Here is a 14,805-nt window from a genome sequence, read left to right as displayed (position 1 = left end):
CAGGCCGGTGATCGGGCGGCTGCTCCTGACCACAGGAGCAGCCGCCCGTCCTCGTATCCGTACGACGCGTCAGGCGTGCTGCTGCATGACCCGCAGCGCCTCCGAGGCGCGCGTGTAGACGCCGGGACTGCCCGCACGCCCGCACCCGCTCCCCCAGGACACGAGACCGATCAGCTTGCCCCCGGCGACCAGCGGGCCACCACTGTCCCCCTGGCAGGCGTCCTTGCCCCCGGCGGGCTCGCCCGCACAGAGCATCGACGACGGCTTGTACGTCCCGTCCGTGCCGCCCGGCGGGTACGCCTTCTTGCACTCGGCGTCGTCGAGCACCCGCACCTGCGCGGCGTGCAACGTACGCGCGTAGTCGCCTGCCCCCGTCGTGTCACCCCACCCGTAGACGGAGGCGTCGGTGCCGGGCCGGTAGGCCGGGTCCCCCTTGCCGGCGATCGGGAGCACGTATCCCTCGGGCAGCCGTGTGTCGAGTGTGAGGACCGCCACATCACCGGCGTTCGTCCGGCCGTCGTACGCCGGGTTGATCCATTCGCTGCGCACGGACACCTCGGAACCGTTGGACGCTCCGAGATCACCGCGGCCGACGATCGCCTTGAGATCCCCCACCTGGTCGCGCGGCGCGCCGAGCACGTCCTCACCCAGGCAGTGCGCCGCGGTGAGCACCGTCGACCGCCCGACGACCACTCCCCCGCAGAACTGGCCCGCGCGGTTACCCCCGAACCGGTCACGGCTCCCGAGCGCCACCACCCAGGGACTCTTGGCGGCATCGACCCGGTGGCCCCCGACGATCCCCTCGTCGGCGGACGCCTGTTGGGGGGCGACCAACGGCAGCACCGCCGCCGCGGCCAGCACGGCCAGTGGAGCGGTCAGCGCTCTCGTGAAAGGGCGACGCATACGGTCTCCTCACTCTGGGTTGCATCGGCACACCCAGAGTCATTCAGCGGGACACGCCGCGCACTGCGAGGATCCGCTCCCGAGCGCTCACGACGAAGGCCCGGCACCTTCCCGCGAGCGGGGAAGTGCCGGGCCTTCTGAGGGCCGTACAGCGCTCTTGACTAGTCGAGGTAGTCCCGCAGGACCTGCGAGCGCGACGGGTGACGCAGCTTCGACATCGTCTTGGACTCGATCTGGCGGATGCGCTCACGCGTCACACCGTAGACCTTGCCGATCTCGTCGAGGGTCTTCGGCTGACCGTCGGTGAGACCGAAGCGCATGGAGACGACGCCCGCCTCGCGCTCGGACAGGGTGTCGAGCACCGAGTGGAGCTGCTCCTGGAGGAGCGTGAAGCTGACGGCGTCGGCCGGGACGACCGCCTCGGAGTCCTCGATGAGGTCACCGAACTCGCTGTCGCCGTCCTCGCCCAGCGGAGTGTGCAGGGAGATGGGCTCGCGACCGTACTTCTGGACCTCGATGACCTTCTCGGGGGTCATGTCGAGTTCCTTGGCCAGCTCCTCCGGGGTGGGCTCGCGGCCCAGGTCCTGGAGCATCTGACGCTGCACGCGCGCGAGCTTGTTGATGACCTCGACCATGTGCACCGGGATACGGATGGTGCGGGCCTGGTCGGCCATGGCGCGGGTGATCGCCTGACGGATCCACCAGGTGGCGTACGTGGAGAACTTGTAGCCCTTGGTGTAGTCGAACTTCTCGACCGCGCGGATCAGACCGAGGTTGCCCTCCTGGATGAGGTCCAGGAAGAGCATGCCGCGGCCGGTGTAACGCTTGGCCAGGGAGACCACCAGACGGAGGTTGGCCTCCAGGAGGTGGTTCTTGGCGCGGCGGCCGTCCTCGGCGATGATCTCCAGCTCGCGCTTGAGCTTGGGGGCGAGCTTGTCGGCGTTGGCCAGCTTGTCCTCGGCGAACAGACCGGCCTCGATGCGCTTGGCGAGCTCGACCTCCTGCTCGGCGTTGAGCAGCGGGACCTTGCCGATCTGCTTCAGGTAGTCCTTGACCGGGTCGGCGGTGGCACCGGCGGCGGCGACCTGCTGGGCCGGCGCGTCGTCCTCGTCGTCGTCGGACAGGACGAAGCCCTGCCCCTCCTTCTCCTCGGCAGGCTCGCCCTCGCCGGCCTTACCGGCGGCGGGGGTGGTCTCCTCGGCCGCCTCGTCCTCAAGAAGGTCGTCGTCCTTCTTGGCGGCGGTCTTCTTCGCGGCGGTCTTCTTGGCGACCGTCTTCTTGGCGGCGGCCTTCTTGGCCGGCGCCTTCTTCGCCACGGCCTTCTTGGCCGGCTCGGTCTCCTCGTCGACGACCTCGACGGCCGGCGGCTCGGGGGTGGTGCTGGCGGCGACCTTCTTGGCGGTGACCGTCTTGGCCGCGACGGTCTTGGTCGCGGTGCGCTTGACCGGACTCTTGGCTGCGACGCTGCTCTTTCGGGGACGCTTGGGCTCAGCGGCACTGACCATCAGCGTCACACCCTCTTCCTCGAGGATCTGGTTGAGGCTGCGCAGAACGTTCTTCCACTGAGTGGCCGGAATCTGGTCGGCTTCGAACGCACGGCGCACGTCGTCGCCGGCGATCTGGCCATCAGCCTTTCCCCGCTCAATGAGCGCCATGACAGAGACGGACTCGGCGATCTCCGGCGGGAGCGTACGGGATGTGCTGGCCGACACGAACAACCTCTCGGAACGTTGGAAAACGGCTTCCGGCCCCGTCCTGTGTGGACCGGAGCCGACGACCGCCGGCTTGGGGATGGGCCGACGGCGCGGGCAGGAGCCTGGGAGATGCACAGCGCCACAAGCGGCTGCTGTATTCCCTCCTCGGCTGTCACCTCTTAGGTCATCGCGCTACCCCGAGGAGCGTTACGCCCAATCTGCGTGGTCCGAGTCACACCGCGTTATCGGTCAAAGACTGACTGATACGGACAGAACAGGTCATGCGGTTGAACTCGTCCGGGCAGATGGCGACCCCGAAGCACGGACTCCGTAGAGAAGTACGGCCCCCGTAGAGAAGTACGGACCCATAGAGGAGAACGAACCTTCCGCCTACGCCTCGGGTCGCCGGACGGCGCCCTCCTGCACCTGCGCCGCGTCCACGTCGCACATGCGGCACCGTCCGGCGACCCATGGGTTCACCCTCCCCGCCCTGTCGCGCCCCGGCGCGGTCAGTGCTCGCGGGGAGCGGGCACCACGCGCTCCACCTCGGGGTGGACGGTGAGCAGCTGACGCATGGCCGCCTCGGCGGCAGCACCGTCACCCGCGGCGAGCGCGTCGACGATGCGCGCGTGGTGCGCGACGACCGCGTCGTTCGGACGGTCGCAGCCGATGACCGGACCTCCGGAGACGTGCAGAGCGGCAGAGACGATGCCGGAGAGGTGCTCGAGCATCCTGTTGCCCGCGAGCTGGATGAGCAGGGAGTGGAACTCGGCGTCGGCGCGGGAGAACGTGATCGAGTCGCCCTGCCCCAGCGCGTGCCGCATGATCTCCACCATGTCGGCCAGGCGCTGCTGCACGTCCTCCCGGCCGTGTCCCGCGGCGAGCCGCGCGGCGAGGGGCTCGATCGTCCAGCGCAGTTCGCTCAGCTCGCGACGCTGGTCGTCGCGCTGCGGCCCGAAGGCGCGCCATTCGATGATGTCCGGGTCCAGCAGGTTCCAGTCGCTGACCGGCCGCACGCGCGTGCCGACGTTCGGCCGGGCACTGACCAGGCCCTTGGCCTCCAGTACGCGCAGGGACTCACGGACGACGGTGCGGGACACCTCGAAACGCTGGCCGATCTCCTCCGGAACCAGCGGGCGGTCGGCGCCGAGGTCGCCGGAGACGATCATCTGCCCGAGCTGCTGGACGAGTTGGCCGTGCAGACCGCGCCCCCTACTGCCCCCGGCACGTCGGCCCACCCGGCCGAGATCCGGGTCGGGGCTCTCCCAAGCGGGGCCGCCGACGCGGTCGGCGGTCGGCTCCACATAGGGGTAGCGGTCGAGTTCGCCCGGTCCTGCGAGGCCGGAGTCGGCGGAGCGGGCGGCGGTCATCATGGTGTGCGCAAGGGTACTCACGGAATCTGTTGTCGGCGCCGCCCCCAACTCCCTTGAGGTCTTTGGTGAAAAGCACACGAAAGGGTGATCTCCCTCCTCGCTGTACTTGACGCCTTATCGGAAAGAAGTGGGCGTTCCACGGGGAGTTGCGCTCAACGAGGCACCGGAAGGCGTCGGACGGTCGTCACCGCACCCGAGTGCGCAGCGCTGTGAGCAGATATGCGCAGAGCAGAGCACCCAGCGACAACATGAGTGCACCACCCACGGGTTGAGTGATCATCCGCATTCCGGCTGCGGCGAAACGCTCGATCCCGAACGGCCAGTCCACCAGCGCAAGATCACGCAGCCGTCCGGGAAGTCCCGCCGCTGTTCGCACAGATGGACCCTCCAAGGCCTTCTGTACGAGCGGCACGATGATGATCGGCACGGCCACTACTGCGGCGAGTCCGGCCGCCGTGGACCGGAACAGGCCGGCCGCGAGAACACCCGCCCAGGCGCAACCGACGACGAGAGCGAGCCAACTCGCGCTCAGGGAAAGCCACTCGGCGGGAACTTGCGTGAGTTCCGGTCCGTATACGAGGTGGAGCAGCGCGGCATCACCGACGACGGTGAGGACGCCCAGGAGGAGGGCGGTCGCCGCACCGACGAGCAGCTTCGCGGCGAGAAGTCCCAGGCGGCGGGGGACGGTTCCGCGGTCGGCTGCGAGTGCGGGGTGGCGGAACTCCTCGCCGAAGGCGAAGGCGCCGAGCAGCCCCGCCCCCAGCGCGGCGGGCGGCAGCGGGAGGGCCTGTGGCCAGGCGGCGATCAGGCGTGGCTGCGGGGTGTGTCCGGCACGTGCGAGCAGCACGGAGAGGAGCGCGGAGACGGCGAGGACGAGCGCGAAGGTGACGTACCCGGTGACGATGCCGGTCGCGCGACGCAGTTCGTAGCGCACCGGACGCAGCGGGCCGCGAGCAGTACGCACGGTGATCGGCGGGGGCAGCGTCGGCAGGGCGACGGACGCCTCGCGCGCGGATTCGACCCCGGATGCACGGTCGTCCGAGGTGGCTCGGCGCTGCGCCCCCGAGGGCGACATCGCCTCGGCGAGCGGTACGAAGGTGCTGGTGGGCGTGAGGGCGTTGAGGGGCGCGGTGGCCGCGGCGGGGTCGGCCCGGCTGTCGGCCCCGATGCCGGTTCGGGAATCGGTGCCCGCGTCGACGCCACCCTCGCCGCTGCCCGGTCGGCCGTCAGCGGCTACGGGCGTCGCGGTCGAAGGGCCCGCGTCGCCGATCTCGTCGGCGAGTTGGTGCACGAGGATGCCGTGCCGGAACGCGATGTCCCCCACGTCCGCGCAGGTACTGCCGTACACCGACAGTCGACTGCCGTCCTCCGTGACCACCTCGACGGAGCGCTTGGCCGTGCGCGCCTCCTTCGCCAGGAGGACACCGAATCTCGCGGCGTGCGGGGTGCGGACCGCGACCCGGGGCCGCAGCCGGGTACGCGCGAAGTCGGCGACGTCCTGATCCGCCACCACCCTGCCCGCGTCGAGCGTGACGACGCGGTCGGCGACCCGGGCCGCCTCCTTGGCGTCCTCGGTGGTGAAAAGGACCGTGCCACCCAGCGCGGCGTGCGCCCTCAGGATGCCGTGCAGCCACCGGCTCTCACGGGCGGAGAGCCCCGCAGCGGGGTCATCCAGGACCAGCGTGTGCGGGTCGGCGAGCAGCGCGCAGGCCAGGCCGAGCCGACGGTCCATGCCGCGCGACAGGGTGCCCAGGCGCTCCTCCCGCAGGCTCACCAGGCCCACCACCTCAAGCACTTCGTCCGCGCGGCGCACGGGGACGCCGGCCGCGGAGCAGAGCATGCGCAGATGCCCCCGAACCGTTCTGGCGGGGTGACCGGGCACATCACCGAGCAGTACGCCGACCTCCCGCGCGGGATGGGCGATGCGGTGCAGCGGGCGGCCTCTGAAGTAGGTGACGCCACGGCCTTGTTGGAGTTCGAGCATCAGGCGTACGGCCGTGGTCTTGCCCGACCGCCGTGCGCCGAGCAGGGCGGTGACACGGCCGGCGCGCGCGTCGAAGGACACGTCGTCGACCGCGGGCGGGCTCCCCTTGCGTGCGTTACTCGTCAGTCCGGTGGCCTGGATCATCGCTTCTCTCGCAGGATGGGCGACCGCTCGGCGGCCGGGGTCCGCCCGCCGACAGGGCGACGGGCAAACCCCTGAGGTACTTCAGCAAGATAACGCGATATTTAACACTTTTCGGGCATCGTGCTTACGTGAGTGCCCACGATTCCGGGCCTCCCGCCTCAACGGCGAATCGATCAGGCTTCCGGTCGGAGCATCGGCGGGTTGAGGAGCGTGGCCCCGCCCGCACGGAAGAGCTGGGCCGGCCGGCCGCCCTGGCGGGTGGTGGTACCACCGGTCGGCACCAGGAAGCCCGGGGTGCCCGTCACCTTGCGGTGGAAATTGCGCGGGTCGAGGGCGACACCCCACACGGCTTCATAGACGCGGCGCAGCTCGCCGACGGTGAACTCGGGCGGGCAGAACGCCGTCGCGAGCGAGGAGTACTCGATCTTCGAGCGCGCCCGCTCCACTCCGTCCGCCAGGATCTGCGCGTGGTCGAAGGCCAACGGCGCGGCCTGCTCGTCCTCCCGACCATAGCCCCCGTGCTTCAGCAGCGCCTCGACCGGGGCCCACCGTGCGCTGTGCGCGTCGCCGCCGGGGCGCGGCGCGGGCAGGTCAGGGGCGAGCGCGAGATGGGCGACGCTGACCACACGCATCCGGGGATCCCTCTTGGGGTCGCCGTAGGTGGCCAGCTGCTCCAGGTGCGCGCCGTTGTCCTGCGCCGGTGCCATCGGGTCGTGGGCGCACAGCCCCGTCTCCTCGATCAGCTCCCGCGCGGCCGCCGCGGTCAGGTCCTCGTCGTCGCGTACGAACCCACCGGGCAAGGCCCAACGCCCTTGAAACGGCGGTTCACCACGGCGTACCGCCAGCGCGCACAGCGCATGACGGCGCACGGTCAGCACGACCAGATCGACGGTGACTGCGAAGGGCGGAAAGGCCGACGGGTCGTAGGGCGACATGGAACGATCATAGTCGTCTGCCTGACGATAAACACTCCCTTCGCTCTCCTGCTCCGCCCTGCGTCGGGCGACACGCAGGGGTCCTCGCCCGCCAGGGTCCGTGCTCGTCACACACCCAACTGCAGTTCGCCCGAAGCCTCCTCCACCATGGCGAGGCCGAGCCGGCTGACGCGTACGGAGAACGCCTGCCCGGCGACCCGCAGCCCGGTCAGCCCGATCTCTCCCAGCGGGGCGCTGCGCATCGGCGACAATGCCACCGTCCCCGCCGGTACGTCGGGACGGATGCCCACGAGGCCGGCCAGGAGGTGCACCCCGGCCGCGGCCGCCACCGCAGCGGGCCTGCACGCGGCGGGGTGCGGCATCGGCATGCCGCCCTCGACCCGCTGCAGCCCCGCGTACATCTCGGGCAGCCTGCAGTCGAAGGCGTCGGCCGCGTCGAGGACGCCTCTGAGCAGGGACGCCGCCTCCTTCTCGTACCCGGCGGCGGACAGGCCCGCGACGGCGACAGCGGTTTCGTGCACCCGCACCGCCCCCGAGCGGTGCCCGAACGGGTTGTACGCCGCCTCCTTCACCCCCAGGCTTCTGAGCCCCCATCCGGAATCGAGCCCCGGTGCGCCGAAGAGCCTCGCCAGCTGCTCGGTCTGCACCTTGTCCAGCAGGCCCGGCGCACACGCACCGGCGCCGAGCAGCCCGGTGTCCAGAAGGTGGGCGGCGCCGCTGCCCAGGTGCGCCGACCTGCGCCCGTCCGCCGTGCGCGCGGCCGCCGGTCGGCCTCCGCCGCGATCCTCGACCCAGAAGTCCTCCTGGAAGCGCCGCCGCAGTTCCTCGGCCCACTGGCGCAGTTCGCCGCCGCCGGGTCTGTCGTAGGTGTCCAGCAGGTCGGCACCGAGCAGGGCAGCCCGATGCGCATGTGCCTGGGTCTCGCACCGCTGAGGGCCGCCCGGGCCGGGGTCCGGGATGTACGGGCCTGCCCGGGCGGTGGTCCGCAGCCACTGCAGACAGCGCTCGGCCGCCGGCAGCAGCTCCGCGACCTCGGGCTCACCCAGCCCCCAGCGTCTGGCCTCGGCGAGCAGGACCGGGAACAGGAGAGTCGCCTCGACGCCCGTGCAACTGGGCGGCAGGTGCACCCCTGCCTGCCGCCGCGGGCCCGGCAGTTTCCCGAACGCCGCTCCGGGCTCGCGCAGTTGCGTGCGGGCGAGGGCTCGCAGCGTGCCGACGGCGAGCGCGGTCCCCAGCGGCAAGGCCATCCGGGCGGCCGCCAGCGCCTCGGCGGGAGCCGGACCGCAGCGCCACGGGGCGCCGGCGGCCACGCAGACGTCCGACGGATGCGCGGGATCACCCACCAGGAGCGCCTGCAGGTCGGCGATGCCTGTGCGCAGCAGCGGGCCCACGCGCGGGTCGTCCCCCTGCGCCATGGCCGGGGCGAACGGCTGGATCGCACTGCGCCTCGCCGCTCTGCCGGTGCCCTCTCCGATGGCCTGTACCCGCAGTCGCACCGTGCGCCTGCCACCCGGCGGAAGTTCGAATTCCCAGCGCAGCAGGCCGGCGGACGCCAGGGCGTCCATCGGCGGAGGCGTCACCGTGACCAGGACACTCGGCCCGCCGCCCGCCGGCGCCGACCAGCGCAGTCCGCAGTCATGGACCACGGCGGGCAGTTCGTGCCCGCCGCTCCCGGCCGCCACCGCACCGAGCTCGGCGAGATCCGTGCCCAGCGCCACTTCGAACGGCAGCCGCAGCGTGCGCTGCGCGGAGCTGTGCACGGTGATGTCCTCCGTGCCCTCCGCGTGCCGGATCCGCTCGACGACGACGTCCGGATCGGGCCCGGCGTCCGAGGCCGCTCGCAGGGTCGCCGTGAAGCAAGCCCGGTCCGCGGAGATCATGCGCGCCTGCACGGCGGTCGGTTCACGCCCCGCCACCCGGATCTGACAGCGCGACAGCAGGCGTCTGCCCCGCTGGTAGAAGCCTTCGAGTCCTTGTCCCGTCAGCTGTCCCGGGCTCGAAGAGATAGCGAGGCCTGGCAGGGCGACACAGATCAACGCCTGGTGAACCGGCGCGAGTTCCGTGCTCCGCCGCAGCGCTCGGGCCGGCCCCGTCGAGGGTGCCTGGAGACCCGGGAGGCCCGGGGGCGTGCGCGTCCGTCCTCGCGCAGGCTCGGGCGGTACGGCATCAGGGGCGCGATGCGGGTCCGACGCCCCAGCCGGCTCATGAACCGCCAAGAGGTCGCGGCGCGCATCATCGTCACGCACCGTAGGTGCGTACTGTGGCGAAGCGTCGGATGTCATCTTCGCTCCCCTTCCCTGGCGGGTACGGCACGCCGAAGACCTGCCCTGCGCCTCGGCGGCGCGGCCCGGCCGCCGCCACCGCTCACCGAGATGAACGGGGCGCGCCCACTCCAAGTAACGCCACAGGGACGCGAAGCGAGAAAGCAGGCCCGCGGGGCGCCCCGCCCTCATCCGTCGCCCCTGCTGCGCTGTCGCCTGGGGCGGCGGGGCTCCGTCGGACGCCTCGGTGCGCGCGTGCCCGCTCGGGCAGGACGCGTCCCGGCCCCGGGACGCCGCTCGCCCCGTCGGCGCAGGGCGGCCTCCAGGCCACGGGCGGCACGGGACACTCCTGGATCGGCGGCGCCTCCGGGGACGGCCAGCGCCGAAGGCCGGGTCCCGTCGCCGTCCCCGGCACTCTCGGGTGCGCCCTCGACCACGTCGGCCGGCGCGTCCGAATCCGAGTCCGCGTCCCCGTCCGCAACCAGGCCCGCTTCCTCATCCGGGTACGAGTCCGGGTCCGCCCGCTTCGCCCGCAGGCAGCGCCGTACGGGTTCGGGATCGAGCCCGTCGGCCCGTGCTTCGTTGAGCAAGCGGGCGAACACATAGCGCGGATCGGCGCCGAGGGCCATCTCCAGCGCCTGGTCCGCCTCGACGGTGTCGCCGAGCGACCAGGCCACCCACCCCACGAGTGCCAACGGCGCCGCGGCGTACTCCCCGTACGGGCCGACGCACCGGCGCGCCAGCGCCCGCCACAGGCGCAGTGCGTGAACGGCCTCCTCCCCGTCCATCCACTCCGCCGCCCGATCTCTGGTCACCCGGTCCTGAAGGCCGAGAATCAGCGACGCGGCCTCGTCGTGCGCGAGCAGCTCGTCGTCCTTGAGGTCGGCCGCGAGCGCGTCGTCCGCTGCCGGTGCGTCCGCGAAGCGCCGCATGACCAGGCGGGCCAGATCCAGCGTCGCCGTCTCCACCTCCTTGCGGGGAGTGCCGCCGAGGATCCTCGGCACGAGGTCCATCGCCGCCGCATCGAGGGCACGCGTCTGATCCGTGACGATCTCTGCCCCCATGGGGGCCAGGCGCGCCCTCATCCTCCCCAGGGACCCTCGTACCTGAATGCCCGCGAAGGCCGCCGTGGCCGCCATCACCGAGGTGCCGTCGGTCGCGATGACGTTGCCGTCGACCGGGCAGCATTCAGCGCGTGCACAGCAATAGGACCAGTACCTCCCTTCCGAGAGGCACAGCGCCTCCGTGACCGGCACGTCGAGGCTGCCGCATTCTGTGCGCAGGAGCTGGGCCAGCGGCCTGAGCCGCTCCATGACCTGTCGCCCCGCGTCGGGGCCGGGGGTCGGGGCGTCCTGGCAGAGGAACGCGACGACGCTGTCGGGATGGCCGTCCCTGCGCTCGCACTCGCCGATCAGGCACTGGGCCATCTCTCGCGCCACGGCCCGCCAGTCCTCGGTGCGCTCGGGGATACCGAGGCGCACACGGCCGCCGAAACGCCCCTTGTGCAGGGCGACCAGGACGATGCTGTCGTCGGGCCGGAACCCGAGCAAGTACGGGAGCGCCTCGGCCAGTTCACCTGCCGTGCGGAGCGTGATCTTTGCTTCGCCGGTCAGCCCGGCCGGCTCGCTGTGATTCGTCATGCGCCGACCATGCCGCGGAATGCATGACTCCGGTTCGGCCTGTGGATAACCCCGATCAGGGACACGACAGGAGTTGTCCACAGGCGGCGGGCTCGTTCGCGTGATGTCAGTGCGATCGGGTTGCATGGGGGCATGAGCAACGAAGAGCTGCGGACAGCCGCCGATACCGTTCTCGCCCGTCTCGTCGGCGATCCGAGCGGCGAGGCCAGACTGCGCGAGGACCAGTGGCGCGCCATCGAGGCCCTGGTCGCCGACCATCGTCGGGCCCTCGTCGTGCAGCGCACCGGCTGGGGCAAGTCCGCCGTGTACTTCGTCGCGACCGCGCTGATCCGTCAGCGTGGTGGCGGGCCGACCGTGATCGTCTCCCCGCTGCTCGCGCTCATGCGCAACCAGGTGGAGGCCGCGGAGCGTGCGGGCATCCGCGCCCGCACCATCAACTCGTCGAACACCGAGGAGTGGGACACCGTGCGGGCCGACGTCGCGGCCGGCGAGGTCGATGTCCTCCTGGTCAGCCCGGAGCGGCTCAACAACCCCGACTTCCGGGACAACGTACTGCCGCAACTCGCCGCGGCCACGGGCCTGCTCGTCGTCGACGAGGCGCACTGCATCTCGGACTGGGGGCACGACTTCCGCCCCGACTACCGCCGCCTGCGCACGATGCTGGCCGAGCTTCCGCAGGGCGTCCCGGTCCTGGCGACGACGGCGACGGCCAACGCGCGGGTGACGGCGGACGTGGCCGATCAGCTCGGCACCGGATCCGGCTCGGACGCCCTGGTGCTGCGCGGCCCGCTCGACCGCGAGAGCCTCAGCCTCGGCGTCCTGCAGCTGCCCGACGCCGCACACCGTCTGGCCTGGCTCGCGGACCATCTGGACGAGCTTCCGGGCTCCGGGATCATCTACACCCTCACCGTCGCCGCCGCGGAGGAGGTCACGGCCTATCTGCGGCAGTGCGGCCACACCGTGTCCTCGTACACGGGGAAGACGGAGAACGCCGATCGGCAGCAGGCCGAGGAGGATCTCCTGGCGAACCGCGTGAAGGCGCTCGTCGCCACATCCGCGCTCGGTATGGGCTTCGACAAGCCGGACCTCGGCTTCGTCATCCACCTGGGCTCCCCGTCGTCGCCGATCGCGTACTACCAGCAGGTGGGCCGCGCCGGGCGCGGAGTCGACCACGCTGAGGTGCTGCTGCTCCCGGGCAAGGAGGACGAGGCGATCTGGCGCTACTTCGCCTCGCTCGCCTTCCCTCCGGAGGAGCAGGTGCGGCGCACGCTGGACGTACTCGCACAGTCCGACAGGCCGCTCTCCCTGCCCGCGCTCGAACCACTGGTGGAACTGCGCAGGTCACGCCTGGAGACCATGCTCAAGGTCCTCGACGTGGACGGCGCGGTGCACCGGGTGAAGGGCGGCTGGATCGCCACGGGGCAGCCCTGGACGTACGACACCGAGCGCTACGCATGGGTGGCCAAGCAGCGCGAGGCCGAGCAGCAGGCGATGCGGGACTACGCGACGACGAGCGGTTGCCGCATGGAGTTCCTGCGCCGCCAGCTGGACGACGAGGAGGCCACCCCGTGCGGCCGCTGCGACAACTGCGCGAAGCCGCGGTTCTCCGACTCCGTCTCCCCCGAGGCACTGAACTCGGCGCGCGGTGAACTCGGCCGTCCCGGCGTCGAGGTGGAACCCAGGAAGATGTGGCCCACCGGGCTCGCGGCCGTAGGCATCGACCTCAAGGGCCGCATTCCGGCGGGTGAGCAGGCAGGCTCCGGGCGGGCGCTCGGCCGACTGTCGGACATCGGCTGGGGGAACCGCCTGCGTCCCATGTTCGCGCCGAAGGCCCCGGACGGACCGGTGCCCGACGACGTGGCGGGGGCTGTCGTCGAGGTGCTCGCCGACTGGGCCAAGGGGCCGGGCGGCTGGGCCTCCGGTTCCGCCGACGCCTCGCCCCGCCCGGCGGGCGTGGTGACGATGGCGTCCCACACCCGCCCGCAGCTCATCCAGTCGTTGGGCGCGGGCATCGCGCAGGTCGGCCGCATGCCACTGCTGGGGAGCGTCTCGTACGCGCCGGGGAGCGACACCGCGCACATCCCGCGCAGCAACAGCGCCCAGCGACTGCGCGCCCTCGACGGCACGTTGACGCTCCCGGCAGAGCTGGCCGAGGCACTCGCGCGCGCGGGTGGCCCGGTCCTGCTCGTCGACGACTACACGGAGACCGGCTGGACGCTGGCGATGGCGGCCCGGCTGCTGCGCCGGGCCGGAGCCGAGGGGGTGTTGCCACTGGTCCTGGCTGTGCAGGGGTGAGGAACGCGTAGCGACCCAACCTTTGGGCAGGGATATTGGCGACGCATCGTCAGATACAGGAACGCGGTCCCAATTGCTCGTTGCCGTCTGCCACTGCGACGGGAAGAATTGGAGCTGCTCCCCGCGCGGCTCCGCGTGATCCGGTGGACGGTAGAGCTGTATCGCGGTGCGCTCCCCAGTCCGACCCCGCCCTCAGTGTGGGCGTCTAGCCGAAGGGAGGACCGTGGCCTTCGGATTCGCTCCGTCCTCGGCGGTATCGATGTCCGCGTCCTCGATGCGCACCGAGAGGTCCGCCGATTCCGTCAACCGACCGACAAGGCTGCTCGAGCCCGCGGAGTGGGCGGCGGCCGGCATCCCGCTGCTGCGCAACCCCCGCGAGGTCGTCAGCGGGCTGCACTCCCGCCACCGACCGATCCCGCAGACCGTCGTCGTAGCCGTGCTCGACCCCGACGAGCGCCTGCGGGCCAGTGCCTCGTTCGTGCGCCGCGAGAGCACCACCGACGGCTGGACGTTCCGCAACGCCCTGCTGTCCCAGCTGCGCCGGGTGATCCCGCACGACCTGCGCCGCCGCACTCCGGTGCGCACCGCGGTGATGCTCTACTGCCGCGAAGGGGACACCCGCTGGACGGAGGAGGACGGCGCCTGGATGTGGGGGCTGCGTGACGCGTGCACGCTGCACGGCCTGCGCTGCGGTGCGTACATCACGATGACGCGGGACGGCTGGCAGGTGCTCGGGGAGGGCAGGGCAGGGCGCCGCCCGAGCGTGGGTTCGGTGGCCGAGGCCCTGGGGGCCGGGGAGCCGTCGGCGCCGCGCACCGGCGGCGCCACGACGGAGGTGCTCCGCCGCGCGGCGGCGCGCTGAACGGCACGGCGGCCGCGCGCCCGCCTGCCGGACTCCCCGGACACCGCTGCGCGGTGCGGGCAGCCGGCAAGCGGCGCGTCAGACCCCGGCGCCCAGAGCAGAGTTGATGCGCTCCGGGTCGCCGCACACGATGAGCAGCGCACCGGCCCGGCCGAGCGCGACCGGCAGCGCCGCGGTGGCGACCTCGTCGGCCCCGCCGTTCACGGCGACGACGACCACCGGGCGGGACGCGGCGCGTCCCAGGGCGGAGGCGTCGGCGTAGAAGACGTCGTCGCGCGCGTCGTGCTGCGCCCAGTAGGAGTCCTCACCGAAGGACAGCTCGTGGGCCGCCCACGGGTGCGGGTCCCCGGTGGTGACCACCAGGACGTCGCCGGGCGCACGGCCCGAGTCGAGCAGCATGTCGAGGGCCTCCTCCGCGGCGTCCAGCGCGCCCTCGACCGAGGCCGGGATGAGCTGGATCTGCGGCTGGGAGGCCGAAGTCGGCGTGGCGGCAGGGGCGTTCGGCCCCGGCTTCTGGGCACCCGCCGAATCGCGCGGGGTTCGCTGCGCGGGCGGCATGGGCCTGGAGGGACCCGGACGTCCGGGTCGCGGTGGCGCCGCGGGACGCGGGCCGGGTACGGGACGGGGGGTCGGCGCGGTACGGCCGCTGGTGGGCGTGGCGCGGGGACCCTGGGCACTCTCGTGAATCTGAGGCTCCTCGGGACTGAGAGGCAT

10 protein-coding genes are annotated in these 14,805 nt (G+C 72.0%); 2 read left to right on the top strand and 8 right to left on the bottom strand.

What is annotated here, in order from left to right:
- Positions 1–69 precede the first annotated feature (69 nt).
- The 7 genes from ACZ7L4_RS07230 to ACZ7L4_RS07200 all read right to left on the bottom strand — a co-directional run bounded on the left by ACZ7L4_RS07230 (position 70) and on the right by ACZ7L4_RS07200 (position 10,934).
- Positions 70–903, bottom strand: a complete 834-nt coding sequence (locus tag ACZ7L4_RS07230) for a serine protease (protein ID WP_472100516.1) — start codon at positions 901–903, stop codon at positions 70–72.
- 161 nt (positions 904–1,064) lie between these two features.
- Complete coding sequence (locus ACZ7L4_RS07225; protein ID WP_472100514.1) at positions 1,065–2,615, bottom strand: RNA polymerase sigma factor; 1,551 nt, start codon at positions 2,613–2,615, stop codon at positions 1,065–1,067.
- Positions 2,616–3,106: 491 nt separating this feature from the next.
- Positions 3,107–3,991 (bottom strand): FadR/GntR family transcriptional regulator, encoded by an 885-nt coding sequence (locus tag ACZ7L4_RS07220; RefSeq protein WP_472100513.1) that lies wholly within the window; start codon positions 3,989–3,991, stop codon positions 3,107–3,109.
- Between the two features lie 163 nt (positions 3,992–4,154).
- Entirely contained in the window at positions 4,155–6,098 is a 1,944-nt protein-coding gene (locus tag ACZ7L4_RS07215) for an ABC transporter ATP-binding protein (protein WP_472100512.1), read from the bottom strand.
- A 173-nt stretch (positions 6,099–6,271) separates the two neighbouring features.
- Positions 6,272–7,033, bottom strand: a complete 762-nt coding sequence (locus ACZ7L4_RS07210; protein WP_266714958.1) for an NUDIX hydrolase — start codon at positions 7,031–7,033, stop codon at positions 6,272–6,274.
- A 107-nt stretch (positions 7,034–7,140) separates the two neighbouring features.
- On the bottom strand, positions 7,141–9,069 hold the full coding sequence (locus tag ACZ7L4_RS07205; RefSeq protein WP_472100511.1) for a glycogen debranching N-terminal domain-containing protein: 1,929 nt from the start codon (positions 9,067–9,069) through the stop codon (positions 7,141–7,143).
- 413 nt (positions 9,070–9,482) lie between these two features.
- The gene (locus ACZ7L4_RS07200; protein ID WP_472100509.1) at positions 9,483–10,934 is read right to left on the bottom strand and encodes a DUF4192 domain-containing protein; all 1,452 of its coding nucleotides are present in this window, start codon (positions 10,932–10,934) and stop codon (positions 9,483–9,485) included.
- Positions 10,935–11,066: 132 nt separating this feature from the next.
- Here ACZ7L4_RS07200 and ACZ7L4_RS07195 point away from each other — a divergent pair, with 132 nt between their 5' ends.
- Entirely contained in the window at positions 11,067–13,229 is a 2,163-nt protein-coding gene (locus ACZ7L4_RS07195; RefSeq protein WP_472100507.1) for a RecQ family ATP-dependent DNA helicase, read from the top strand.
- 223 nt (positions 13,230–13,452) lie between these two features.
- Positions 13,453–14,091: a hypothetical protein gene (locus ACZ7L4_RS07190; RefSeq protein ID WP_450810722.1), complete on the top strand. Its 639-nt coding sequence runs from the start codon at positions 13,453–13,455 to the stop codon at positions 14,089–14,091.
- A 78-nt stretch (positions 14,092–14,169) separates the two neighbouring features.
- Here ACZ7L4_RS07190 and ACZ7L4_RS07185 read toward each other — a convergent pair whose 3' ends face one another.
- Positions 14,170–14,805, bottom strand: coding sequence for a hypothetical protein (locus tag ACZ7L4_RS07185; protein WP_472100505.1), 636 nt, complete (start codon positions 14,803–14,805; stop codon positions 14,170–14,172).

Source organism: Streptomyces sp. NPDC107575 (assembly GCF_055657265.1).
This window is presented reverse-complemented; position numbering and strand designations above follow the sequence as displayed.